This is a genomic window from Kineothrix sp. MB12-C1, assembly GCF_030863805.1.
Classification (GTDB): Bacteria; Bacillota; Clostridia; order Lachnospirales; family Lachnospiraceae; genus Kineothrix.
Genome location: NZ_CP132957.1, coordinates 3,220,502 through 3,244,579 on the forward strand (window position 1 = coordinate 3,220,502; position 24,078 = coordinate 3,244,579).

The following is a 24,078-nucleotide window of genomic DNA, read 5'->3' on the forward strand; positions in this document are numbered from 1 at the left end:
TCAGGAGGAAGTTATGCAGATTATCGTTGTAGGATGTGGGAATGTAGGAACCACATTGGCGGAGCAGCTTAGCAGGGAAGGACACGATATCACGGTAATTGATGTGAAAAGTGAAGCCGTAAGCAATGTCTATAATAATTTTGATATTATGGGGATGGTAGGAAATGGCGCCAGCCATTCCATACAAAAAGAGGCCGGAATTGAAGAGGCGGATCTGTTAATTGCCGTCACGGGGTCGGATGAACTCAATTTATTATGTTGTCTGATCGCAAAGAAAGCAGGTGACTGTCATACGATAGCAAGAGTGCGCAATCCGGTATATAGCAGGGAAATAGGCTTTATTAAGGAAGAACTCGGTTTATCCATGGTTATTAATCCTGAAGATGCAGCAGCCATGGAAATGGTGCGGGTTCTTAAGTTCCCTTCTGCTATCAAGATTGACACTTTCTCTAAGGGAAAAGTGGAAATGGTAAAATATAAAATAGAGGATGGCTCAGATTTATGCAATCACTCTTTGAAGAGTATATCGGAAAAGATGAAATGCAATGTCCTTATATGTGTGGTGGAGCGGGGAGATGAGGTATTCATCCCTGATGGTAATTTTATTCTGCGCGCAAAAGATGAGATTTCGGTCGTGGGCTCTACCAAGAATACAATGTTATTTTTTAAAAAGCTGGGAGTGCCTACAACAAGAGCAAAAGATGTTTTTATTGTGGGAGGGGGAGAGACCTCTTATTATTTGATGAGCCAGCTTATCGCTATGGGAATCGATGTAAAAATTGTGGAAAAAGACAAACAGAGGTGCGCTATGCTGAGCGAGTTATTCCCTCAGGCAATGATTATATGGGGAGATGGTACAGATCGCGACCTTTTGTTAGAGGAGGGGATGCCTCAGGCAGGGGCATTTGTAGCTCTTACTAATTTCGATGAAGAGAATATTATGCTTTCGCTATTTGCAAGAAGTGTATCAAAAGCGAAGTTAATTACGCGAGTGCATAGGATTAAATACGATGAAATTATAGAAGAATTAAACCTTGGAACAGTAATTTATCCCAAATATATTACATCGGAGATGATTATTCAATATGTAAGGGGAATGCAGAATTCTATCGGAAGTAATGTTGAGACTTTATACAGATTAGATAATAATCAGGTGGAGGTGCTGGAATTCAAGGTGAGAGAAATATCTCCGGTGGTGGGAACAACATTGCATGACTTGAAGCTGAAACCCAATATACTGTTATGCTGTATTAATCATATGGGAAATATTATAACACCCAGCGGGCAGACTCGTATTATGGTAGGCGACACAGTAATACTCGCTACAACAATAACGGGACTCCAGGATATTAAAGATATATTAGCAATGCATTAGTAATGCATTAAGAAAGGCAAAATGATTCAAATGAATTATTCAATGATACGTTATATACTATGCAGAGTGCTTGAGTTTGAAGCACTGTTTATGTCATTGCCTTGTTTGGTGGGCATCATTTATCGTGAAAAAAGCACTATTTTTTTTGCGCCTATCATGGCAGTGTGCTTTGTTATCAGCTTGATAGGAAGACACTTCAAACCGAAGAATAAGGTTTTTTATGCAAAAGAAGGATTTGTAAGTGTATCTCTTAGTTGGATCATATTAAGTTTAGTAGGAGCTCTCCCTTTTTATTTAAGTGGGGAGATTCCTTCGTATACGGATGCTTTATTTGAAACGGTATCAGGATTTACAACAACGGGTGCAACTATTCTAACAGATGTGGAAGCATTATCGAGGAGTATGCAGTTCTGGCGATGCTTTACCCATTGGATAGGAGGGATGGGAGTTCTCGTATTGATTTTAGCGGTTTTACCCTTATCGGGTAGCTATAATATGCATCTTATGCGAGCGGAAAGTCCGGGCCCCAGCGTCGGGAAGCTGGTGCCGCGCGTGAAGACAACGGCGATGATACTTTATGGTATTTATATTGCTATTACAGTGCTGGGAACCATAGCGTTGCTGATAGCCGGACTTCCTCTTTACGATGCACTCACATTGACCTTTTCGGCAGTGGGGACAGGAGGGTTTGGCCTTTTGAATTCCAGTCTGGGGAGTTATTCGTTTGCGGTACGGAATATTCTTACTGCATTAATGTTTATGTGCGGAATTAACTTTCAGATTTTTTATCTGTTGCTTATCAGGAAACCGAAGGAAGCGCTTGCGAGCGAGGAGCTTCGTTATTATGTCGGTATTGTAATAATTGCCACCTTATTGATCATGTATGACACGAGGGGATTCTTCGAAAGTATTTCCCAGAGTTTTCATCATTCGCTGCTTCAAGTTACCTCAATCATAACTACGACAGGTTTTGCATCGGTGAACTATGATGCATGGCCGGAGTTTTCCAAGACAATTTTAATTATGTTATCTCTGCTCGGAGCTTGTGCGGGCAGTACGAGCGGAGGCTTTAAAGTTTCCCGCCTCATTATTATGTTCCGGTCGATTAAAAATGAAATTTCTTACGTGATACATCCGAGAGGTATCAGAAAGGTACATATGGACGGACACGTATTGGAAAACAGTGTAACGAAGTCGGTACAGGTGTATGCAATGCTCTATGTTCTAATTTTCATAGGATCAATACTGCTGATTTCCCTGAATGAATTTGATTTCATGACGAATGTAACAGCTGTAGCAGCTTGCTTCAATAACGTGGGTGCAGGATTTAGCAAAGTAGGGCCTTCGGGAAGTTTTTCAGTTCTTTCAGCGCTTTCCAAATATGTGCTGATATTTGATATGCTTGTAGGAAGATTGGAACTGCTTCCAATTATTGTATTACTGTCTCCGAGAACATGGAAGAAGTAGGAATGTATATGAACTGTATGATAGAGAATGATATTACCGCATAATGGGATGATAGGTGCAAGTGGAAGGAAAGTACAAAAGATGATGGTGAAAGAAGATATACGCATAAAGAAAGTGATTTTACATATTTTAGATTCTACGATAGGCATGCCGGTCTTATCGGATGAGGAGATAGAATTCGGGTCCGAATTTGCGGACTTTTTGAAGGAGCATATCGCGAAGATCTCTTCGGGAGATGATAGTAAGAAGTCTCAGTTTTATAAAGCCGAGTCGGAAGTCTATAAGATGCTCCAGCAGTATTCGGATGATTTCTTTGTGGATATAAGCAAGGATGCGGCAGAGCTTTTGTATAGTATTATGAATAGCAATATTGATATTCCTCCTGCTGATTTGCTCGTGGTAAGATTCCGGTACGGGGAAGGGGAATATTTGAGCTTTCTTAAGATGAATTATAAATCTCTATATACGCACCGGACATTAGCATCCGGGGAAGGCGGAAATACGAATGAGATTATCAGGCATAAATCGATATTGCCTTCGGAGTCTCAAAGATTGAGCGAGGCGGCGATTATCGGATTGACTGATCTTTCAGTACAGGTCATAGAGAAGAAATATGATGTGAACGGTGAGAAGACGAATTATTTCTCTTATTTGTTCTTAAAGTGCAGCAGCCATATGTCGGATAAGTCCAAGTTATCCATTGTGACGAAAGCGGTGGAAGCGGTGCAGAAGGATGCCTATGATGAACTGTCCCAATATGAAGTACATATGAAGGCGAAGAGCATTATACAGGAGGAACTTCAAGAAAAAGGCGGATTCGTGGTAGAGGAGATCGCAGATAAAATATTTGAAGAAAAACCGGAATTAAAAGTTGCATTTCAGGACAAAATGGAAAAATATGATTTGGTGAAAGAGGAGATATTGCCGCAGAGTGAATCGACTACAAGAAAATACCAAAAACAGCACCTGTATACGGATACGGGAATCGAAATAAAGATTCCGATGGATCAATACAAAAATCCCGGCAGTGTGGAATTTATTACGAATCCGGATGGAACAGTATCGGTGCTTATTAAAAATATAGGACATTTGGAGGCGCGTTTTTAGAGGGGATTGCCATGGGAACGATTATTGACTATTTGAAAGAATATGGAGATTATACGTTTATAGAAAGGCCGATGAATGAGGTGGACAGTTTAGTTTTATGTCAGTTCAGTTATTTGAAATTTGATGGCATTGTCCCCGAACTTTCATCGGACCGGCCCTTTGTCACAATCGAATATTTAGCAGGGCATCAGGAGAAAGATAAGCTTTTCGCGGATGAAAGATACCTGGAGAGTAATATGGCGCTGTTTGACGGAATGTTGAACAGCGTTCGTTATCGTGGACTGAAAATGAATTATTATATTAACAGAATTGAGCCTGAGAAAGAAATGCAGTTTTCGGCCATTACCTACCTTCTGGAGGATGGGGTGATCTATTTGGCGTATCGTGGGACGGATGAAACGATTATCGGTTGGAAAGAAGACTTCAACTTGGCCTTCTCCGAGCCAATTCCGGGGCAGCTCTATAGTGTGGAATATATGAATGGGGTGGCGGGCAGATGTAAGGGAAGTTTTTATACGGGTGGCCATTCCAAAGGCGGTAACTTTGCCGTATACGCATCGATGAACTGTGAGCCCCAGGTGCAGGAACGGATTGTAAAAATATTTTCTCATGATGGACCGGGATTTCGCCCGGAGATAAGAGAGCAGGGACACTATGAGAGAATTGCGGATAGGATAGTGAAAATTATTCCTCATTCCTCGCTCGTTGGTATGTTGTTCAAATCTCATGGGGATGATTATATCGTAGTGGAGAGCAATACGTTCGGTCTCCTACAACACGATCCGTATACATGGCTGGTTAAGGAAGATGGATTTCAGAAGGCGAAGGATATCTACAAAGGCAGAAAATTTATGGATGATTCGTTGAATGAGTGGATTCTTTCCCTGGATCAAGAGCATATCCGGGCTTTTGTGGATGCCTTGTACGAGATAGTTTCCGCTTCGGAAGCGGCTACACTGATAGATTTCACCTCCGATTGGAAAAAGAACATGACGGCGGTGGCAGCGGCAGCGAAAGAGCTGGACTCAGAGACGGCGGAAATGATAAAAAGAATAGTTGCTTCCTTATTTGAGGTAATCGGTGAACGGGCAAAGGAAGAACTTCAGGCACGTGCCGGAGAAGGTATGAGAAAGCTGGAGGAGAATAAAAAGAGGCTGGAAGAGGGCATCAAAAAGCTGGAAGGAAATAAAAAGGGACAAGAAGAAAAAAGCCGGAGAAAGAGAGGAACTCAAACTCCGGCATCACCGCACAATGATAAAAAGTAAGAAAAGAGTAGGCGCCCATCTACGGCCTGCGGGGAGACAGAACGATCGAAAAGCCTTTCGGGGTGCCATTGGACGCCGATAAGAGGAACGACATAGTGTACAATGCCTTCAACAACATCATCCTCTGAGGTTTGAATGATACGCAATCCATGGCCCAGATTTCCAAGACCTTGATGATGGGCGCTGTTTACGATACATTGATCACCATAAAGGCGTGATAATATAGAGCCGGGAACACAAGAGGTGGAATGGAATTTATCGCCATCGTCCCATGCGTGAATAGGGGCCTGCGGTAAATCTTGAATGACGGTTCCTTGGAAGTAGACATTGATAATCTGCAGCCCTTTGCAGATACCGAGTACCGGACGGCCTTGCCTTACAAAAAGATCCAGAGCTTGAAGTTGTATAATATCCAGTTCGGTATCTATATTTCTTGAGCCTTGATTTTTTTGACCGAAAAAAGCAGGGGTGATATCCCCTCCTCCCGGAAGAACTAAAGCATCGTATCCTAGAAGCGGCCCCAAATCCATAATAGTTTGTGATGTAATCCCCATATCTGTCAGAGCCTTTTCGTAATTAACCGTATCTTTTACCCGACCTACTATAGCAACCCTTAAATCATGGCGATAAGGCAGTAAATTACTTTGAGTCATATCTTATCCTTTTGGATGTTATATCCCTTTTATTCTTTTTAATGTATGTTTGCCGGGGGAAAAGTATACGAAATTCCTAAGGAGGAATATTGAGAAATGTAAACACTTGCCCGAAGGGCTTTTATTCTATAGGCGCAGTGCCTTTACACTTTAGTGTAGGAAGATCTTTCCTATAGAATAAAAAAAACCCGATAAAATGGGCATAAGTAAGTGCAGGAAAAGGGACTTGAACCCTCATGATATTGCTATCACACGGACCTGAACCGTGCGCGTCTGCCAATTCCGCCATTCCTGCATCGAAGACTATTTTATCCTTTTTTAGACAATCTGTCAACTACTAAATTTAATAATAATGGACCGGCAGTATTTGCCGGCCCGCTATTATTCGATTGAACTATAATATTTATTCAGTTGTCTAGAACAGGCTGTTTATTAAATTGCCTGTGGAATAATTGTTTCCATAAGAACCCGTCTGATTATATGTATTTGCCTTCAGAGCTTCGCGTCCTGCCGCATAGTCGATATAAGAGGACTGTGTAGAAATACTGTGCGTAAAGGAAGGGGAAGTGTTAAATACGGACTTCAAAGTGGAGATATCAGCTGCTTCCAATGCATTCTTATCGAGGGAGAGTTTGCCCTCTTCTCCGCCGGTAATGCCAACCTTTTCCAATGTCTTGGAATACAAACTTGTAATATTCGTCATATTGGCAGTAGCTTTTGTGATAGAGGAAAAATCCGACTTTGCAGCCGCACCGACTAACGAATTATAATTAGTAACGAATTCGGATACCGCTTTATAAATGGCTTCCGTATCGTATTCTTTTGTAGTAGTGGTAGTTCCGTCTTCATTTTTTATTTTTACTTCTTTTTCCTGAAATAAGGAATCCTTACCTTTATTAAGTAAAGAATCGGCAGATTTTTTCAGCTTATCGGCAGCGCTGTCGATGGCAGTCAAAGTCTTGGCAGAATCCGGCGATAAAGAAGAAGGCTTCGGAAGTTTGCTCGTAGAAGAATCCGAAACGTCATTATCCTCCTTAGCATAGTATGCTTTTAAAAGCTTCCCGTAACTTCCATTCTTAATACTGGCATAATCGGATAAAAAATTAAGATTACCCATACTTGAATTCGAACGGGAAGAAGACATGTTGGAAAACAAATAAGAAACATCTGGTTTCATATTAATATTCATTAAAATCACTCCTTTGAAAAATAGAATGAGCCCTCCGTGCCCGCATTGTTTATGTGAAAATTGTTTGTTTAAAGTAAGTAAATGGGTATGATACCCCTATGATTGTTTTCATTATAACAGGGAGCGTGTAGGAATTCAATGGAAAATGGGAATTTTTGCACATTCTTATCGACTTGGAACCAGTGATATCAAAATATATAAAATAAAAAAGTGAAAGAACATTGATTTTATCATGTTCTTTCACCTTTTATTGTATAGTCAACAAAAATAAACCACCTGCTATGCAGGTGTGTTCCCAGTCAGCTTTAGCTTCAAGAATAAAAACCTCCATGGTACAATAAATGCAGGTTCGCCAACCGCATAAATATAACCAAGGAGGTATCCAAATGGATAAGAACAGTTTAGCACACACAAGGTGGGAGTGTAAATATCATCTGGTTTTTGCCCCCAAATATAGAAGGCAAATAATATATGGAAGGATCAAGGCAGATGTTGCACGAATATTAAGTGAATTGTGCAAAAGAAAAGGAATCGAGATAATAGAGGCAGAATGTTGTAGAGATCATGTACACATGCTGGTAAGAATACCACCGAAGTATAGTGTAGCAGAAATCATGGGATATCTAAAAGGAAAAAGTTCCTTAATGATATTTGAAAGGCACTCGAATTTAAAGTACCGGTATGGAAACCGTCATTTCTGGTGTAGAGGTTATTATGTAGACACAGTAGGTAAAAATGCAAAGAAAATCGAAGAATATATAAAGAACCAACTACAGGAAGATCAGACATACGATCAAATGACACTAAAAGAGTATATCGACCCGTTTACGGGTGAGCCGGTACAAAAAGGCAAATAAAAAGGCTCTTTAGAGCCAGCCCGAGACCGCAGTGCGGAAGGCGAACTTTTCAGAGCCTCTTTAGAGGCAAGCGGGAGCAGCGACTTATAGTCGCAGAGCAAACTACCGGCTAAGCCGGTAGTCATGATTTACTGCGGAAGAAGGGACTTGAACCCTCACGATGTAACCATCACAAGATCCTTAGTCTTGCTCGTCTGCCAATTCCGACACTTCCGCATAGCGTAATTACTCACGCCGCAAGTAGGATAATATCATTTTGAAATACAAAAGTCAATATATTTTTACAAATTTACTTTAATATTTTTTTGTAATCTTTTTGTCGATATATCTGCTTATGAATTTTTCCATACTTATACGCCTCCCCTCATTCGGAAAGTTGGGAAGTACAATGAGGACATCTCGTTGCCTCTATAGAGATAGCACTGCAGCAATAGGGGCATTTTTTTGTTGTAGGTACCTCTCCTGCCGGTGCTTTACCTGATATGAGAACCTTATTCATCAGCTTCACAATAAGGAATATTACAAAGGCCATTATGACAAAATTCACTATGCTTGTTAAGAATGCGCCATAAGCAATCGTAACGCCGAAGATGTCCAGCTTCAACGAATCAAAATTCTGCCCGGCAAAAAGGCCGATAATAGGTGAAAGTATATTGTCGGTCAAGGAGGATACTACTCCTTGGAAAGCAGCGCCGATAATAACGCCGACCGCCAAGTCCATAACATTTCCTTTGGAAATAAAACTTTTAAATTCATTTAGAAATTTTTTCATCGCTGATAATTTCTCCCTTCGATTTTCTCTTTTTCATTTGCTTTAGTTGATTGAGTATAACATAATTCATGATTTTTAAACACTATAACTTTGTGCCAAAGATGTACAAGTACATCCGGCTCAAAGTTCACAGGCTGTGAGAAAGGCATGGTTACTAAAATGAGAGGAAGAAAAAGTTGTTCGAGAGAGAACGGATGTGATATTATGGATGAAGAATTTTACAAAATACAGATAAAAAAATACAGATAAAATAAGAAACTGGAGATAAATATATGGACTTGGTCATAAAAAGATTTGAAGAACTATCCGTTATGGAACTATATGAAATATTGGGAGTTAGGGTTGCGGTATTTGTTGTGGAGCAGAATTGTGCATATCCGGAAATCGATGGAAAAGATCAGCATTCATACCATGTATTCTTAAAAGATAATAAAGGAATTAAGGCTTATCTAAGAGTTGTAGATAAAGGCGTATCTTTCGAAGAGGTATCCATTGGAAGAGTACTGACGGTTGAAAGAGGCTGTGGATTAGGAGATAGGATTCTCGCTGAGGGAATAAAGGTTGCCAAGGAGAGAGTGCAGGCGGATAGGGTAAGAATAGGGGCTCAATGCTATGCCAAAAAATTCTATGAAAGAGCCGGATTTAAACAGGTGTCAGAGGAATTTTTGGAAGATGGAATTCCACATATCCAGATGCTTTTAGAGTTTTAGAAAGAGTGAGGAACTCCTGATATCATATTATTTCATCAGAAAGTTGTAATAGTTACTGTTCACAGGTAATATTCCGCGAAGTCAAAATCGCTCTCTATGCGATTTTGCGCGATATTGTTGCTGTGAACACCATAGGTGTGAACAGTAACTTGTAATATTTAGGGTAACCAATTTGTCGAATAGTATTTTTGCGTTTTCAGCTATCCTATGTTAAAATAAATCAAGAAAATGGCTGTGTAATTGCTATACGGCCCGGGAGGAGAGCTTGCGGGAGGCAATGCTCAAATATAAGGAGTGGAGTGAATTATGAAAAAGAGAAATTGGACGATACTTGCTATGCTGCTTATCGTTGTAGTAATGGCAGCATGTGGAAGTTCCGGTAATTTGGCGGCTAATGAATTGACAGCGATACCCGTAAAGGATTCTTCTATGGTAGAGACAGAAACAGTAGGGGCTGTTAATGGGATGGACGAAATTGTGGATGAAGTTATAAATAATCGACAGGGGGATACGATAGAGGGCGAAGATGCTATAAGAGATGAGATACCGGAAGAGGAAGTGGCGGAAACGCAGAGCATACAGAAGCCGGAAGAAGAGCTTGTTGTGAAGGAAGAAATGGAAGAGCTGACTGTATATTTTAGCAATAAAAGAGCGGATGGTCTGGAAACTGAGGTCATATCCGTAGAGAAGATTACGCCTGAAATAATTATCGATCATCTGGCGATACATAATATCGTTTCTATCGATACGAAGGTGAATGAATTCGAAGAGACTGCGGAGGAAGGCCGGAATCTCCTTAAACTGGATCTTTCTAAGGCATTTGGAGAATATTTAAAGACGATGGGAACCAGCGGAGAAATTATGATTATGGCGGCGTTGACGGATACCTTTCTACAGGCATATGAGGCAGACGCACTGCAGCTTACGGTAGAAGGTGCTGTGATTGAGACCGGTCATGAAATATATGAGGAGCCACTCACTTTTACAGATATGGAGACTACTGTGGATTCGCAAGAAGAAGTGGATAGAGGATAGGAAACTGAGGAGAAAGCCATGGAAGAGATTACAGTAAGGGAACAATTGATTTTCGATATCGTACGAATAGAATGGGATATGTTCCAGCACGTTTATAATACAGGAGGCAGGGCATCCTGTCAGGAGGATCCGGATACCTTTTTCCGTATGAGAATGAGCCAATGGATGGCCTATGGAGATCAAATTCTTACGAGTTACATGGAAGACTTAAAACAGGCTCATGAAGAGGGAAGGAATCTTCTGTTTGAGAAATATGGACGGATGATGGAAGTTACTTATCCTGACGAATATGAGCGAATTCGGGAATATCTTCCGGAAGTATCGCCGGCTAAGATCGAGATAGTGGAGAAAATAGTTGCCATGCATTTAGAATGGGATAACTATATGATATCTCATTATCCTAATATCAGGCAGATGGGAAGAGTGGTCAAAACCGAGGAAGACTCTGCGGCAAATGGCTCTTCTATGGAAAGTTATCTTCGCGGAGAGCTTTTGACTTATTCCGAGCGTACAATTGAACTTATGTTGTTACAGACTGTAGATGCTTACGAAAGAGGAGAGAATATCGTAAAACAAATTATTGAAAACGAAACGAAATTCTACGGATATCACAGTCTGGAAGAGGCGGAGAAAAAGCATGGAAGCATCTAGATTCCAGAACCACATAAAAAATACCCCGGCAGTAGGAGGAGAAGATCCATCCATACTTGCCGGGGTATTTGATTATAAACTTAGAAATGTAATCGGCGTCTTACCTCATCCCGTAGTCTTCTTTTAGACAGCAGGGTGATAAGGGCGATAACGATAACGCCGCAGGCAGTCAGTACGACTGCGGACCAAGACAGACCGAGGGATCTGTAAAGAAAGCGATCGATCAGAAGCTCAATTCCCACGCATAAGACGGCGGTTTCTGCAAAGATATAAAGGGCTGTCGTAACAAAGGAAACGGGAAAGGCACGTATTAACAGCGTGAAAAGTTCCACGAGTAGTGTAATAAGGGCGATAATCGGCAGGGCGAGCCGCCAAAACCATTCATCGGAGGGAGTGAGGTAAGCGATCATATATAGATAGACACCTACTGCAATACCATCAAAGAGAAGGGACAGGTAAATCGGGAGCTTCGTGTAGATGACGGCCGGAATGGCAAGGACGAATAGAATGATACATATACCGATAATAAGCAAAGACCACATGCTATGGTTGAAAACAAGAAGATTAAGAAGCGCACAGCTTGCAGCGGTAGCACCGAGAACTACCGATAAGAAGATACCGAGATCCTTTCTTTTTACGACTTCGACCTGGCCCTTTTCCTTAGGGTAGGAAGAAGCGCGCTCCATTTGAACGAGTTCATTCGGATTAATAACAGGTGTATGGCAGAGCGGGCACTTTTCCGAACTGGATTCGAGTTCCACGCCGCAATTAACGCAATATGACATATATATACCTCCTATCGGTTGCTTTCTATTTTCACATGGATGCCATCCTGAACCAGCTTGCGGAAGAAGTATCTCTCCACGTCTGCTTCCACAATGCTGCTTGCAAAGTTGATGGTGAGTGTATCCTCGAAACTTGAGATAGCGCAGTTGGTGCGGGACGAAAAGGGTTGTCCCATATAAATATCGAATCTTTCAATATGGGGCTTCATATCCTCAGGTACTTTCAGAGCCCCCATATTAGTCAATCCTGCGGAAGAATTCCTGTCCTGTATTTTCGTATAGAAGAGCCGTACGATGAAATCCTTAATAAAAAGAGGGACAACGCGGATTGCCGGGTTTCTTTGTGTGGCGGCATTGGTGGTAATATCACCTCTTAGATATTTCTCGTTGATATAATAGCGCATGTAATTGTGTACATGGACAACGATCTCCTCAAAAGTATACTCTCCAAGCCTGGGATCGATGGAAGGATAAATCATGGTAATGAAGTTGCGCAGCGTTTTAGAGGGGAAGAAACGCCGCAGATTGACAGGCATGGCTATTTTAACGGGACGAAGCCTGACATGCCGTTCACCTGCCTGTTTTTGTAAAAGAGCATAGAGAAGAACTGAATTTAAATATTCCGTAATTGTAGCATTGTATTTGGATGCGACGGCAATTACTTCTTTCACGGAGAGAATGCCGTCAATGATATTAAGTGTATAAAAAGGTTCTTTCGTACCTCGAACCCGATAAGCCTTTTCACCGAGCCGTGGCGGGCGTACCTGGGCGTTGGCATAGCGCATATAGGCATCCTCCAGTTCCTCGGGATGCGGTTCCTTTTCCACATCAAGAACAAAACCGCCATTTGAAATCGTATGGCCGAGAAGCCGGAGATAGACGGCAGTAATTGTCTGGAGTACACACATGCCGCCACTGCCGTCCCCCAGGCTATGATGAGCCTCTAAGGCAATCCGGCATTCATGATAATAAATCCGGATAAGATAACGGTTATTGGCTCTAAAGGGCATGGGCATACATGGATTTTTGATGTCGGGCTGAACGAAAGGTCCCGGCCTGTTATTTGGCTCCATGTACCTCCAGAACAGACCTGTTCGAATAGAGACCTTATAGGTAGGAAAACGGTTAAGGGCGATATCCACTGCCTGCTGTAATATCTCTGGCCGAATGTTCTCCTTCAACACGACAGAGAGCCGATAAACAGAGGAAAAGTCCTTGCGCTGCAGGGTGGGATAGACGATAGCGGATAGGTCCAGCTTGTACCATGTTTTCCGTTCGTTTCGTTTATTTACAGTTTTTCTATTGGCAATTCTTTTGTTTGCGGCCATAAATAATCCTCGGAATAAAAAGATTTTGGAAAGATTTTATCTTATTGATAGAGTATACCACAAAATGCAAATTATGTGATAAAATTGACTTAAAAATGATGTTATTGTTATTGAGAAAGGCAAAGGTACTGCAATGGCATTGTCCGATAAAAGAAATCAGAATCTTATGAACCTTATTAAGAGAGTACATAATGTAGTGGAAAATTCAGATATTGAAAAGCACAGGCAGTCTCAGGACTATTTCGGTGCATTGCTCGGAAACAGTAAGGAGACGACAGTTAGGGCGGTCTCAATAGGAGATATGTACGGAGAATGGATATCTGTGAACCGCGCTCACATGAAGAAACATGTGATACTTTATTGCCACGGAGGAGGATATACGACAGGAAGCAGCCAGTATGCGAGAACACTGACAACTAAGCTGGCGATGTCCACCTCTATGGATGTGTTGAGCTTCGATTATAGGCTGGCACCTGAACATCCTTATCCTGCAGCGTTAGAAGATGCGATGGAAGCGTGGAATTATCTTATGCTTCTCGGATATGGAGCGAGGGATGTTGTCATAGCAGGGGATTCTGCCGGAGGGAATCTGGCCCTTGTCCTCACCCATAAATTAAAGGAAGAGGGAAGGCTTCTTCCCAAAGGTCTTGTGTTGATGTCGCCGTGGACGGACCTTACCTTATCGGGCAAATCCCATGAGACGAAACAGGACGTGGATCCTGTTCTTAGTGAAGAATATATCGGTCAGATGATCGATAATTATGCGAAAGGGCAGGAGCTTCAAGAACCGCTCATTTCTCCGTTATTCGGCGATTTCGAAGGATTCCCTGCTACTTATATTCAGGTGGGAGACAACGAAGTGCTGTTAAATGATGCGACTATGCTTCATAAAAAGATGCAAAAGGCGAATGTGGCCGTTCAGATAGAAGTGTTTAAGGGAATGTGGCATGTATTTCAGATGTCCCCTTTCAAGACGGCTTATGAAGCAATGGAGAAAAATGCGGAATTTATTTATCATATTTATCGTTAAAATAAAGGAATTTTGAAATCTTCCTAGAATATTTAATAAAGGGAATGTCTATTAATCCTAATAGCCCGTTCCCTTTGTGATAATAAATAGTGACGGGAGCAGTCAAGGTGAGTATGTTGATTCGAAAGAAACTGGAACAGTGGGAAAAAGAATATTTAAGCCCTTATGCTTCCCTTAGTATGAACTCCAAAGGAAGGCTTAGAGAAGAGGAACAATGCGATATTCGCCCGGTTTATCAAAGGGATAGAGACCGTATATTGCATAGCAAGGCATTCAGGCGTTTGAAGGATAAAACGCAGGTTTTCCTGACACCGGAAGGAGATCATTACCGGACAAGGTTGACGCATACGCTTGAGGTATCTCAGAATGCACGTACTATTGCTAAGGCACTTAGGCTGAATGAAGATTTGGTAGAAGCGATTGCTCTTGGTCATGATTTGGGGCATACGCCGTTTGGTCATGCGGGAGAACGCGCTCTCAACAGAGTATGCCCTTATGGTTTCTGCCATAGTGACCAAAGTGTCCGGACCGTGGATATTCTGGAGAAGAGTGGACAAGGGCTGAATCTGACGGAAGAAGTCAGAGATGGGATACGGAATCATCAGACGAAAGGAATGCCCTCCACGCTGGAAGGGAAGATTGTTCGATTTTCGGATAAAATCGCCTATATTCATCACGATATGGATGATGCCGTCAGAGGAGGTATCTTGCAGGAAGCCGATGTGCCAAAGGAGATTACGGAGGTAATCGGAGTGACAACGGGTGAGCGGTTAGATCATTTCATTCATGATCTGGTGACAACAAGCTATGAAAGAGACGATATTATGATGTCTCCCCCGGTAGCGGAAGCTATGGGAAAACTGAGAAAGTTCATGTTCGAACGAGTATATCAGAATGATGAAGCTAAGAGCGAGGAGCGAAAGGCAGAAACGTTAATGGAATCTCTGTATGAATATTATCTGCGGCATCTGGAACTGCTGCCTCAGTATCTGCTGGTTCGCATGGAGCAGGAAGAGGAAGCAGCGGAGATTATCGTATGTGATTTTATAGGAGCGATGACGGACCGGTTCGCAATCGCAAAATATGAAGAATTATTTATTCCTAAATCATGGCACTATTAAGATGTGACAATAATGAAAAGACTATATTAGTGAGGGAACCGAACTATTATATTTGTAACTGTGAGAGAAGCGAACTGTTGCAGAAGGGAAATAAGCGTGTACTATCCGGACGAGTTAGTAGAAGAAGTACGATTGAAAAATGATATAATAGATGTGATTTCTGGTTATGTACGTTTACAGAAGAAGGGAAGCAGCCATTTTGGTTTATGTCCCTTCCACAATGAAAAGTCTCCTTCCTTTTCCGTATCAGGCGGTAAGCAGATGTATTACTGCTTTGGTTGCGGTGCAGGGGGCAATGTATTCACCTTTGTTATGGAATATGAGAATTACACCTTTCCGGAGGCGATTAAGATGCTTGCGGATAGAGCGAAGGTGGATTTGCCCGAGATAGAATACTCGGAGGAAGTGAAGAAGAAGGAAAGCAAAAGAAATAAGCTCCTGGAAGTGAATAAGGAAGCCGCTAAATATTTTTATTATCAGCTTCGTTCACAGAGAGGGAATCTCGGCTATCGTTACTTGGCAGAGAGACAGCTTACCGATGAGACAATGAAAAAGTTTGGTCTTGGTTTTGCCAGCGTATCCAGCGGTGATCTTGTACAGTATCTGCGTTCCAAAGGCTATGCAGATGGATTGATACAGGAGGCGGGGCTTGCCAGCTTCGATGAAAAGTACGGATTGCATGATAAATTCTGGAATCGCGTCATGTTTCCGATTCAGGATATCAATCATCGGGTGGTTGGCTTCGGAGGCCGCGTTATGGGCGATGCCAAACCGAAATATTTGAATTCACCAGAAACGATGATCTTTGATAAAAGCCGTAATTTATATGGTTTGAACTTCGCAAGAACTTCGCGCCAGAATAATGTGATTCTATGCGAAGGGTATATGGATGTTATTGCCATGCATCAGGCTGGTTTTACGCAGGCAGTGGCCTCCTTGGGAACAGCATTTACTGCAGGACAGGCGAATCTTCTGCGCCGTTATACACAAGAGGTATTTCTCGCATATGACGGGGACGCAGCAGGGACAGGTGCGGCCCTTCGGGCGATTTCCATATTAAAAGAGGTGGAACTGAGCGGTAAAGTAATTAACTTAGAGCCTTATAAGGACCCGGATGACTTTATTAAGAATCTGGGAACAGATGCTTTCACCGAGAGGATGGAGGAGGCGGAGAACAGCTTTTTCTTCGAGCTGCGCATTATGGAAAAGGATTATAATTTGAAAGATCCGGAGTCGAAAACGAAATTTCACAGAGAGATAGCGAGAAAACTCTGTGGATTTCGGGAAGAAGTGGAGCGGGAAAACTACATAGAGGCAGTAGCCGATAAGTACGGAATAGGTTTTGATAATCTGCGTAAATTGGTAGTCGCTTATGCGGCACAGACCGGTCTGGTAAGTCCGGTGGTTCGGCCGAAATCGGGCATTGCTGAGAAAAAGAATACGCCGGAGGAGAACATCAAGAAGGCACAGCGCCTTCTAATTACATGGATTACTGAGGAACCGAAAGTATTTCCCCAAATTATCAAATATATTACGCCTCAGGACTTTACAGAAGAGTTGTATCAGAAGGTGGCGGACAAGTTATTTGAGGAGATGAAAGAGGGAAAGTTGAATCCTGCTTATATTGTCAGCATGTTTACAGATGAAGAGGATCAGCGAGAGGTAGCGTCCTTGTTTAATACGAAGTTAGAGGAACTTGAAACGAAACAGGAACGGGAGAAGGCGCTGCATGATATCTTATATACAGTGAAAAAGAATAGCTATGAATATTATTCCGCCCGCCTTGGCGCGGATGTGAATAGCTTATCACAGGTAATTGCAGGAAAAAAAGCGTTGGAAGAACTTAACAAAACGCATATTTCTTTGGATTAACGATAATACTATGACTACATGAGGAAGGATGGAACCCAAAATGGATGAAAACACACAAGCAAAGTTTGAGGAGCATTTGAAGGAGCTTCTAAGCGCTGCTAAAAAGAAAAAGAATGTTCTGGAATATCAGGAGATTAATGACTTCTTCGCCGGCATGGCACTTGAAGAGGAGCACTTCGATAAAATAATGGAAACTTTGGAGCAGAATAATGTGGATGTACTTCGCATCACCGAAGAAGATGAGGTGGACGATGAGGAAATTATCCTCACGGAAGAAGATGAGGTCGATGTAGAGAATATCGATCTTTCTGTTCCGGACGGCATCAGCATCGAGGACCCTGTCAGAATGTATTTGAAAGAGATTGGTAAGGTACCTCTTCTTACTGCAGAGGAAGAGATAGAACTTGCCAAGAAACTCGAGTTGGGGGAAGAGGAAGCGAAGAAACGTCTTGCAGAAGCGAACTTACGTCTCGTTGTCAGCATTGCGAAGCGATATGTGGGCCGCGGTATGCTTTTCCTTGATTTAATTCAGGAAGGTAACCTTGGTCTTATTAAAGCTGTGGAAAAATTCGACTATAGAAAAGGCTTTAAATTCTCCACCTATGCTACATGGTGGATTCGTCAGGCGATTACAAGAGCGATTGCCGATCAGGCGAGAACAATTCGTATTCCTGTTCATATGGTAGAGACTATCAATAAGCTGATTCGCGTGAGCAGACAGCTTTTACAGGAGTTGGGACGTGAGCCTTCTCCGGAAGAGATTGCAGAAGAAATGAATATGCCGGTAGACCGGGTACGGGAAATCCTTAAGATTTCTCAGGAGCCGGTTTCTTTGGAAACCCCAATTGGTGAAGAGGAAGATAGCCACTTAGGTGACTTTATACAAGATGATAATGTGCCTGTTCCGGCAGATGCTGCGGCCTTTACTTTGTTAAAAGAGCAGTTAGTAGAGGTACTTGGTACTTTGACGGAGAGAGAGCAGAAGGTTCTTCGTTTGCGTTTTGGACTGGATGACGGGCGTGCGAGAACTTTGGAAGAGGTAGGAAAGGAGTTCAATGTAACTCGCGAACGTATCCGCCAGATTGAAGCGAAAGCACTTCGTAAACTGCGCCATCCCAGCAGAAGCCGTAAGTTAAAAGATTACCTGGACTAATCGGATGAAATAAAATGAGCGTAGAGAGGAAAGAAGATAAAAAGCAAGAAATCCCATTGTCCAATAGAATGCTCCGCGTAGCAAATATGGTGACAAAGGGAAATGTAGCGTGCGATGTAGGCTGTGACCATGGTTTTGTATCCATTTATCTTGTGAAAACAGGAATCAGTCCGAAGGCGATTGCCATGGATGTAAGAAAAGGCCCGTTAGCATCGGCGAGAGCGAATATTGAAGAATATGAACTGACGCAGTACATAGAGACTAGGTTATCCGATGGAGTGACATCGTTGTTGCCCGGAGAGGCAGATACGCTGATTTGTGCGGGTATGGGCGGCAAACTGATGAAGAGAATTCTGGAAGACGGCAAAGAAAAGGTTCGTCGTATGAAGGAATTGATTCTACAGCCCCAATCGGAATTACAAGGATTAAGAGAATACTTAAGACAGCAGGAATATTTGATTGTGAAGGAAGATATGCTAAAGGAGGACGGCAAATACTATCCCATTATAAAAGCAGTTCCTTCTGAAAAAAAGGAGTTTGAGAAAGAAATTTCCAAGATGCCTTTAAAGATACAGGATAGATACGGACCTCTTTTATTAGAGGAAAGGAATCCTGTTTTAAAGGAATTCCTGCTGAAAGAACGCCAGGTGTACGAAGATATTCTTATACATCTGGAAAAGGTTCCGAATGATTCCTCAGCCCTTAATACCAGACAGAAATGCCGCAGGGAAGAAATTATCGAGAAAATTGATATGATTACAGCCGCACTTTCTGGTTTTAGCGAAGAATAAGGAAAGGAGACCGCACATGACATGTGATGAGATCATAAAGAGTTTGGAGCAGCTTTCACCCCCTTCTTATGCGGAAGAATGGGATAATGTAGGACTTCTTGCCGGCCGTAGAGATAAGGAAGTGAACCGGCTCTATATTGCTCTGGATGCTACGGATGAAGTTGTTGAAGAAGCCGTGCGGGTAGGGGCAGATATGCTTCTGACCCATCATCCACTCATTTTTTCACCTATGAAGCGGATCACTGAGGATGATTTTATCGGCCGTAGGGTTCTGAAGCTTTTGCAAAATGATATTAGTTATTATGCTATGCATACGAATTTCGATGTGATGGGTATGGCAGATGCGGCAGCGGATGAGCTTAGGTTAAAGGATAGGGAAGTTCTTTTCATTACTTATGAAGACGAAATTGCCAAAGAAGGGATCGGCAGATACGGAAGGCTCGTTCAGGTCATGACACTGGAAGAGTGCGCCTTGTTTGTCAAGGAAGTTTTTCATTTGGAACATGTGAGAATATATGGTGAGCCGGATACGCCGATCGAATGGGCGGCAGTATCGCCGGGTTCCGGAAAGTCTATGATAAAGCCTGCGGTGGCAGCAGGAGCAGAGGTGCTTATTACCGGAGATATTGAGCATCATGAAGGTCTGGATGCCTTGGCACAGGGACTTACGATTATCGATGCGGGACATTATGGCCTGGAGAAGATATTTATTCCCTATATGAAGGAATATATTAAGAGAGAGCTGCCGCAGCTTAGCGTATTCGCAGCCAAAGACAAGAATCCGTTTCGGATATTATAGCCAAACAATTTTTGGTAAGGAAACAATTTGTGTGCATTCTGTTGCTGGGTGCAGCGGAGCTGTGAACAGTAACGATAGGAGGGTATCGTGGTTACAGTTACTATAGACGGTGAAACGAGACAGTATGAAGAGGGAACGAGATATGAGGAAATAGCCAAAGAATATCAAAGCAGGTATCCGTATAGGATAGGATTGATAACCGCCGATGGTAAGATTAGGGAGTTAATGAAGCGTGTTAAGAAAGACTGCGAACTGACTTTTATTACTCTGGATGATCCGGTAGGGCATAAGACCTATATGCGTACGGCAGTTATGCTGCTGATTAAGGCTCTTCATGATGTGGCAGGCGATAAGCTTTTGCGGAAGGTAAAAGTAGAATTTGCCATTGGCCCGGGATATTATTGTAGTATTGACGGTGACTTTAAACTGGATTCTGAATTCATCGACAGGCTTAATAAGAGGATGAGGGAGATCGCGGAGGCGGATGTGCCGATTACTAAGAAGGCATATCCTATCAATGAAGCGATGGAAATCTTCCGCAGACAGAATATGAAGGATAAGGAGAAGCTCTTTCGTTATAGGAGGAGTTCTTATGTGAATGTGTACTGTCTGGATGGTTATTATGATTATTACTATGGATATATGCTTCCGAGTACCGGCTATGTGAAATATTTTGAGGTATTTTCTTATGAAGATGGGCTAATGCTTCTTATCCCGGATAGAGAAATGCCGGATAAACTTCCCATGATGGAGCCGCGAGAAAAATTATTTGAGACCTTGAAAAAATCCGACGAATGGGGTAATATGGTTGGAGTTGATACAGTAGGTGACTTGAATGACCATATTTGCAGCGGAGACATTAATGATCTGATTCTTGTTCAGGAAGCATTACAGGAGCGTAGAATCGGTGAGATTGCCCAGGATATCGTACAACGTGGGGGCGTCAAGTTCGTAATGATCGCAGGTCCTTCCTCGTCGGGGAAGACCACGTTCTCACATAGATTATCTATTCAACTCCGGACGTATGGTCTCACCCCGCATCCGATTGCTCTCGATAATTATTTCGTTAACCGGGATAAAACTCCTTTGGATGAAAATGGCGATTATAATTTCGAATGTCTGGAAGCCATCGACGTGGAACAATTTAATCAGGATATGACCGATCTTCTTAATGGGAAGACTGTGGATCTGCCGAGCTTTAATTTCAAGTCGGGTCTTCGGGAATACAGTGGTAATTATAAGACCTTAGGGGAAGAAGATATTCTTGTTATAGAAGGAATCCATGGGCTAAATGATGCGACTTCCTATTCCCTGCCGAATGAAAGTAAGTATAAGATATATATCAGCGCATTGACGAGCATCAATATCGATGAACACAATAGAATTCCGACAACGGATGGAAGGCTGTTGCGACGTATGGTAAGAGATGCCAGAACGAGAGGCGCATCGGCGAAGCGCACCATTGAGATGTGGAATTCTGTCAGAAAGGGCGAAGAAGAATATATTTTCCCTTTTCAGGAAAGTGCAGATGCTATGTTCAATTCCGCATTGATTTATGAACTTGCAATCTTAAAGCAGTATGCGGAGCCTCTTTTATTCGGCATAGAAAAAGGAGAGCCGGAGTATTATGAAGCGAAGCGGCTGTTAAAATTTCTGGAATATTTCATCGGAATAAGTGGTGATAATCTTCCTAAGAACTCCATCTGCCGTGAATTTGTAGGTGGGAGTTGTTTCCATGTATAGTATAGGAAGAATAATAGTAACTGAAAAGGTACTGAACAGTTACGAATAATAAGTAAATCATGCTAAGTAGAATAAATGATCGCGGCTGCAATTCCGAAAGGAAGCAGGTGAGGAAAGTCCGGGCTTCGTAGGGCAGGATGCCGGATAACGTCCGGTGGAGGTGACTCCAAGGATAGTGCAACAGAAATGAACCGCCCCGCATTGCGGGGTAAGGGTGGAAGGGCAGTGTAAGAGACTACCGTCCGTCTGGTAACAGACGGAGCCATGTAAACCCCATCCGAAGCAAGACCGAATAGAAAGCAATAGGCCGGCCCGGCCTGCTTTCAGGTGGGTCGCTCGAGGTTATCGGCAACGATAATCCTAGATAGATGATCATTCACGACATAACCCGGCTTATCGTTCTGCTTAGCAAGAACATATAACAAAGACTTTATAATATAATATATAAGGTCTTTTTCTTTTGGATTATTATTGTGTAGTTGAGAGTAACTATTCAGTAGGTCTGCGCATCTGCTGCGCTGACCGTAAAATACGTGGAAAAGCAAGTGAAAATCCCATCATCGCAGATGATTTTAATGGATTTTCACATGTGACTGTGAGGGAACTGAACAGTTATAGTTGAGATTATGAAAGAGGGGAGAAGGTATAATATTTTAACAATATTATACTGCGCCGAGCAAAGCGAGTGTGCAAAAAACATACCGTGGACGCTTGCGGCTAAGGTATAACTTATGAAGCTTCATCTGAAAATTTTTGCAGGGATTGTGTTCTGCCTTATTTTGTACGGTATTACCCCTCTTGTTATGGTTTCGGCAAGGCAGGATAATATTCGCCGTCCTCTCATTCAGACGACGACCTTCAGGGATGAATATGAAGGGATGGTATCTTATGGCGGAACTTATATACGTGCTCTGGACTATGCAGATATTGAAGAGGCATATGAAAGAGTAAAGTCAGGAATTGTCAAAATAAATACAAGTAGATTACATGGAAGCGGTGTGATATGGGAGCTGAATGAGGCGGAGATCGTAATCGCATCGAGTGCTCATCTTCTGACAGATTGGGATACTGACAGTTACATAATGTTTGGAAACGGGACAATAGTGAGCGGGGAGATTATTTTGCTTTCTGAGAGCTATGATCTGGGATTTTTGAAAATTGGAATCGATGAATTGACTTATGAAGAATTGGTAGGCTGCAGACAGGTAGGAAGAGAAGTGATAGCTTATGAGACGTTGCAGGATGGTGATGCTGTTTTTTCTGTGGGGTCATCGGACGGTGTTGCTTTGGATAGATACGAAGCGACAGTAGCTTCCGCTCACTGGTATATTCAAGAGTTTGACTCGTATATGCTATACTGCTTCGGTTATGCGAAACCCGGAATGTCCGGGGGAGGTACCTTCGATACTTATGGGAACTTTCTCGGAATGTTGAGCGGAGGGACAGGGGGAGGCGAGACAGTCAGCCTGCCGGTTACGGTGATGAAGAAAGAATATGAAGATATGAAGAAAAATGATATGTAAGTTGGCGCGAAGAATAAGTTATGATATAATTACATTGGTATAAAGTATAAATAAATGAGGAGCTTAGAGAAATGAACTATATAGTATTAATAGCGATATTAATCCCCTTTCTGGGGACTTCGCTCGGTGCGGCATGTGTATTTCTGCTGAAGAAGGAAATGAATATAACAGTGCAGAAGACAATGCTCGGATTTGCTGCCGGTGTGATGGTCGCAGCATCGGTATGGTCGCTTTTGATTCCCGCTATGAATATGTCGGAAGGTATGGGGAAATTTGCTTTCTTCCCGGCAGCTACGGGATTTTTACTCGGTATTATGTTTCTTCTTATTCTGGATAAGGTAGTACCCCATCTCCATATAGATAGCGGAGAACAGGAAGGCCCTAAGAGCAATTGGAAGAAGTCTACAATGCTGATGCTGGCAGTAACGATACATAATATACCCGAGGGTGCTTCAGTCGGGATTGTACTGGCCGGAGCCATGACCGGAAACAATATGATTACGATGGCTGGGGCGATTGCCCTTTCGATAGGAATTGCGATTCAGAACTTTCCGGAAGGAGCCATTATCTCTCTTCCGTTGAAGGAGGAGGTGGGAAAAAGAAAGGCCTTTTACATGGGAGTGCTTTCAGGTGTTGTAGAGCCGATAGCGGCGGTGATTGCATTGCTTTTGGCGACTTATATTACACCATTCATTCCTTATACGCTTGCTTTTGCGGCGGGTGCCATGATTTATGTAGTAGTGGAGGAGTTGATTCCTGAATCGGCAGAGGGAGAACACTCCAACATGGGAACGATTGGGTTTGCGCTTGGATTCGTCGTTATGATGATACTTGACGTAGCCCTTGGATAAG

At 42.5% G+C, this 24,078-nt stretch carries 22 protein-coding genes, 2 tRNA genes and 1 other RNA gene; 18 read left to right on the forward strand and 7 right to left on the reverse strand.

Translation table 11 applies throughout. From position 1 onward, the window contains the following. Positions 1-13 precede the first annotated feature (13 nt). Genes trkA through RBB56_RS14710 form a run of 4 tightly spaced genes read left to right on the forward strand, consistent with a single transcriptional unit; the run spans position 14 to position 5,214 of the window. On the forward strand, positions 14-1,375 hold the full coding sequence (trkA, locus tag RBB56_RS14695) for a Trk system potassium transporter TrkA (RefSeq protein ID WP_306719712.1): 1,362 nt from the start codon (positions 14-16) through the stop codon (positions 1,373-1,375). A gap of 30 nt (positions 1,376-1,405) precedes the next feature. After that, positions 1,406-2,842, forward strand: coding sequence for a TrkH family potassium uptake protein (locus RBB56_RS14700; RefSeq protein WP_306719713.1), 1,437 nt, complete (start codon positions 1,406-1,408; stop codon positions 2,840-2,842). Between the two features lie 27 nt (positions 2,843-2,869). Beyond that, positions 2,870-3,949, forward strand: coding sequence for a nucleoid-associated protein (locus RBB56_RS14705; RefSeq protein ID WP_306719714.1), 1,080 nt, complete (start codon positions 2,870-2,872; stop codon positions 3,947-3,949). Between the two features lie 11 nt (positions 3,950-3,960). Next, entirely contained in the window at positions 3,961-5,214 is a 1,254-nt protein-coding gene (locus RBB56_RS14710; protein WP_306719715.1) for a DUF2974 domain-containing protein, read from the forward strand. On the opposite strand, the gene RBB56_RS14715 is transcribed toward RBB56_RS14710, so the two are convergent. From RBB56_RS14715 to RBB56_RS14725, 3 genes are all read right to left on the reverse strand, one after another. Further along, positions 5,178-5,867, reverse strand: a complete 690-nt coding sequence (locus tag RBB56_RS14715) for a gamma-glutamyl-gamma-aminobutyrate hydrolase family protein (protein ID WP_306719716.1) — start codon at positions 5,865-5,867, stop codon at positions 5,178-5,180. The two genes, RBB56_RS14710 and RBB56_RS14715, sit on opposite strands and share 37 nt — an antisense overlap. A gap of 211 nt (positions 5,868-6,078) precedes the next feature. Then, a tRNA-Leu gene (locus tag RBB56_RS14720) sits at positions 6,079-6,162 on the reverse strand. Positions 6,163-6,282: 120 nt separating this feature from the next. After that, positions 6,283-7,056, reverse strand: a complete 774-nt coding sequence (locus tag RBB56_RS14725; RefSeq protein ID WP_306719717.1) for a hypothetical protein — start codon at positions 7,054-7,056, stop codon at positions 6,283-6,285. Between the two features lie 386 nt (positions 7,057-7,442). Here RBB56_RS14725 and tnpA point away from each other — a divergent pair, with 386 nt between their 5' ends. Next, entirely contained in the window at positions 7,443-7,913 is a 471-nt protein-coding gene (tnpA, locus tag RBB56_RS14730; RefSeq protein ID WP_306719504.1) for an IS200/IS605 family transposase, read from the forward strand. Between the two features lie 132 nt (positions 7,914-8,045). Here tnpA and RBB56_RS14735 read toward each other — a convergent pair. Together RBB56_RS14735 and mscL are read right to left on the reverse strand one after the other, a co-directional pair. Further along, positions 8,046-8,129, reverse strand: a tRNA-Leu gene (locus RBB56_RS14735). Between the two features lie 148 nt (positions 8,130-8,277). Next, the gene (gene mscL, locus RBB56_RS14740) at positions 8,278-8,685 is read right to left on the reverse strand and encodes a large conductance mechanosensitive channel protein MscL (RefSeq protein WP_306719718.1); all 408 of its coding nucleotides are present in this window, start codon (positions 8,683-8,685) and stop codon (positions 8,278-8,280) included. A gap of 272 nt (positions 8,686-8,957) precedes the next feature. Here mscL and RBB56_RS14745 point away from each other — a divergent pair, with 272 nt between their 5' ends. From RBB56_RS14745 to RBB56_RS14755, 3 genes are all read left to right on the forward strand, one after another. Continuing rightward, positions 8,958-9,395 carry a GNAT family N-acetyltransferase gene (locus RBB56_RS14745; protein ID WP_306719719.1) on the forward strand — a complete coding sequence of 146 codons (438 nt, stop codon included), beginning with the start codon at positions 8,958-8,960 and terminating at the stop codon, positions 9,393-9,395. Positions 9,396-9,701: 306 nt separating this feature from the next. Next, positions 9,702-10,430 (forward strand): GerMN domain-containing protein, encoded by a 729-nt coding sequence (locus tag RBB56_RS14750; protein ID WP_306719720.1) that lies wholly within the window; start codon positions 9,702-9,704, stop codon positions 10,428-10,430. 18 nt (positions 10,431-10,448) lie between these two features. Beyond that, entirely contained in the window at positions 10,449-11,081 is a 633-nt protein-coding gene (locus RBB56_RS14755; RefSeq protein ID WP_306719721.1) for a DUF4125 family protein, read from the forward strand. Positions 11,082-11,161: 80 nt separating this feature from the next. Here RBB56_RS14755 and RBB56_RS14760 read toward each other — a convergent pair whose 3' ends face one another. Then, positions 11,162-11,866, reverse strand: a complete 705-nt coding sequence (locus RBB56_RS14760) for a DUF6320 domain-containing protein (protein ID WP_306719722.1) — start codon at positions 11,864-11,866, stop codon at positions 11,162-11,164. Positions 11,867-11,877: 11 nt separating this feature from the next. Continuing rightward, positions 11,878-13,194: an alcohol acetyltransferase gene (locus tag RBB56_RS14765; RefSeq protein ID WP_306719723.1), complete on the reverse strand. Its 1,317-nt coding sequence runs from the start codon at positions 13,192-13,194 to the stop codon at positions 11,878-11,880. A 133-nt stretch (positions 13,195-13,327) separates the two neighbouring features. Between RBB56_RS14765 and RBB56_RS14770 the strand changes: the two genes are divergently transcribed. From RBB56_RS14770 to RBB56_RS14815, 10 genes are all read left to right on the forward strand, one after another. Next, on the forward strand, positions 13,328-14,224 hold the full coding sequence (locus RBB56_RS14770; protein ID WP_306719724.1) for an alpha/beta hydrolase: 897 nt from the start codon (positions 13,328-13,330) through the stop codon (positions 14,222-14,224). A 113-nt stretch (positions 14,225-14,337) separates the two neighbouring features. After that, a complete protein-coding gene (locus RBB56_RS14775; protein WP_306722174.1) occupies positions 14,338-15,345 on the forward strand; it encodes a deoxyguanosinetriphosphate triphosphohydrolase in 1,008 nt (335 codons plus the stop codon). Between the two features lie 96 nt (positions 15,346-15,441). Beyond that, positions 15,442-17,217, forward strand: coding sequence for a DNA primase (gene dnaG, locus RBB56_RS14780; protein WP_306719725.1), 1,776 nt, complete (start codon positions 15,442-15,444; stop codon positions 17,215-17,217). Positions 17,218-17,257: 40 nt separating this feature from the next. Further along, positions 17,258-18,370 (forward strand): RNA polymerase sigma factor RpoD, encoded by a 1,113-nt coding sequence (gene rpoD, locus RBB56_RS14785; RefSeq protein WP_306722175.1) that lies wholly within the window; start codon positions 17,258-17,260, stop codon positions 18,368-18,370. Between the two features lie 14 nt (positions 18,371-18,384). Further along, positions 18,385-19,161 carry a tRNA (adenine(22)-N(1))-methyltransferase gene (locus RBB56_RS14790; protein ID WP_306719726.1) on the forward strand — a complete coding sequence of 259 codons (777 nt, stop codon included), beginning with the start codon at positions 18,385-18,387 and terminating at the stop codon, positions 19,159-19,161. A 16-nt stretch (positions 19,162-19,177) separates the two neighbouring features. Next, positions 19,178-19,960 carry a Nif3-like dinuclear metal center hexameric protein gene (locus tag RBB56_RS14795; protein WP_306719727.1) on the forward strand — a complete coding sequence of 261 codons (783 nt, stop codon included), beginning with the start codon at positions 19,178-19,180 and terminating at the stop codon, positions 19,958-19,960. 87 nt (positions 19,961-20,047) lie between these two features. After that, complete coding sequence (locus tag RBB56_RS14800) at positions 20,048-21,703, forward strand: nucleoside kinase (protein ID WP_306719728.1); 1,656 nt, start codon at positions 20,048-20,050, stop codon at positions 21,701-21,703. Positions 21,704-21,766: 63 nt separating this feature from the next. Then, an RNA gene (gene rnpB, locus RBB56_RS14805) (RNase P RNA component class A) lies at positions 21,767-22,115 on the forward strand. A 319-nt stretch (positions 22,116-22,434) separates the two neighbouring features. After that, positions 22,435-23,226, forward strand: a complete 792-nt coding sequence (locus RBB56_RS14810) for a S1 family peptidase (RefSeq protein ID WP_306719729.1) — start codon at positions 22,435-22,437, stop codon at positions 23,224-23,226. Positions 23,227-23,297: 71 nt separating this feature from the next. Continuing rightward, a complete protein-coding gene (locus RBB56_RS14815; RefSeq protein ID WP_306719730.1) occupies positions 23,298-24,077 on the forward strand; it encodes a ZIP family metal transporter in 780 nt (259 codons plus the stop codon). Position 24,078 lies beyond the last annotated feature (1 nt).

What these genes read in the sequence shown, in the direction of transcription:
- RBB56_RS14715 (WP_306719716.1), bottom strand. Translation starts at nt 5,867, where the DNA reads ATGACTCAAAGTAATTTACTGCCTTATCGCCATGATTTAAGGGTTGCT.
- RBB56_RS14770 (WP_306719724.1), top strand. Translation starts at nt 13,328, where the DNA reads ATGGCATTGTCCGATAAAAGAAATCAGAATCTTATGAACCTTATTAAG.
- tnpA (WP_306719504.1), top strand. Translation starts at nt 7,443, where the DNA reads ATGGATAAGAACAGTTTAGCACACACAAGGTGGGAGTGTAAATATCAT.
- rpoD (WP_306722175.1), top strand. Translation starts at nt 17,258, where the DNA reads ATGGATGAAAACACACAAGCAAAGTTTGAGGAGCATTTGAAGGAGCTT.
- RBB56_RS14790 (WP_306719726.1), top strand. Translation starts at nt 18,385, where the DNA reads ATGAGCGTAGAGAGGAAAGAAGATAAAAAGCAAGAAATCCCATTGTCC.
- RBB56_RS14700 (WP_306719713.1), top strand. Translation starts at nt 1,406, where the DNA reads ATGAATTATTCAATGATACGTTATATACTATGCAGAGTGCTTGAGTTT.
- RBB56_RS14795 (WP_306719727.1), top strand. Translation starts at nt 19,178, where the DNA reads ATGACATGTGATGAGATCATAAAGAGTTTGGAGCAGCTTTCACCCCCT.
- trkA (WP_306719712.1), top strand. Translation starts at nt 14, where the DNA reads ATGCAGATTATCGTTGTAGGATGTGGGAATGTAGGAACCACATTGGCG.
- RBB56_RS14815 (WP_306719730.1), top strand. Translation starts at nt 23,298, where the DNA reads ATGAACTATATAGTATTAATAGCGATATTAATCCCCTTTCTGGGGACT.
- RBB56_RS14755 (WP_306719721.1), top strand. Translation starts at nt 10,449, where the DNA reads ATGGAAGAGATTACAGTAAGGGAACAATTGATTTTCGATATCGTACGA.
- RBB56_RS14750 (WP_306719720.1), top strand. Translation starts at nt 9,702, where the DNA reads ATGAAAAAGAGAAATTGGACGATACTTGCTATGCTGCTTATCGTTGTA.
- RBB56_RS14745 (WP_306719719.1), top strand. Translation starts at nt 8,958, where the DNA reads ATGGACTTGGTCATAAAAAGATTTGAAGAACTATCCGTTATGGAACTA.
- RBB56_RS14760 (WP_306719722.1), bottom strand. Translation starts at nt 11,866, where the DNA reads ATGTCATATTGCGTTAATTGCGGCGTGGAACTCGAATCCAGTTCGGAA.
- RBB56_RS14705 (WP_306719714.1), top strand. Translation starts at nt 2,870, where the DNA reads ATGATATTACCGCATAATGGGATGATAGGTGCAAGTGGAAGGAAAGTA.
- RBB56_RS14775 (WP_306722174.1), top strand. Translation starts at nt 14,338, where the DNA reads ATGTTGATTCGAAAGAAACTGGAACAGTGGGAAAAAGAATATTTAAGC.
- mscL (WP_306719718.1), bottom strand. Translation starts at nt 8,685, where the DNA reads ATGAAAAAATTTCTAAATGAATTTAAAAGTTTTATTTCCAAAGGAAAT.
- RBB56_RS14765 (WP_306719723.1), bottom strand. Translation starts at nt 13,194, where the DNA reads ATGGCCGCAAACAAAAGAATTGCCAATAGAAAAACTGTAAATAAACGA.
- RBB56_RS14810 (WP_306719729.1), top strand. Translation starts at nt 22,435, where the DNA reads ATGAAGCTTCATCTGAAAATTTTTGCAGGGATTGTGTTCTGCCTTATT.
- RBB56_RS14710 (WP_306719715.1), top strand. Translation starts at nt 3,961, where the DNA reads ATGGGAACGATTATTGACTATTTGAAAGAATATGGAGATTATACGTTT.
- RBB56_RS14725 (WP_306719717.1), bottom strand. Translation starts at nt 7,056, where the DNA reads ATGAATATTAATATGAAACCAGATGTTTCTTATTTGTTTTCCAACATG.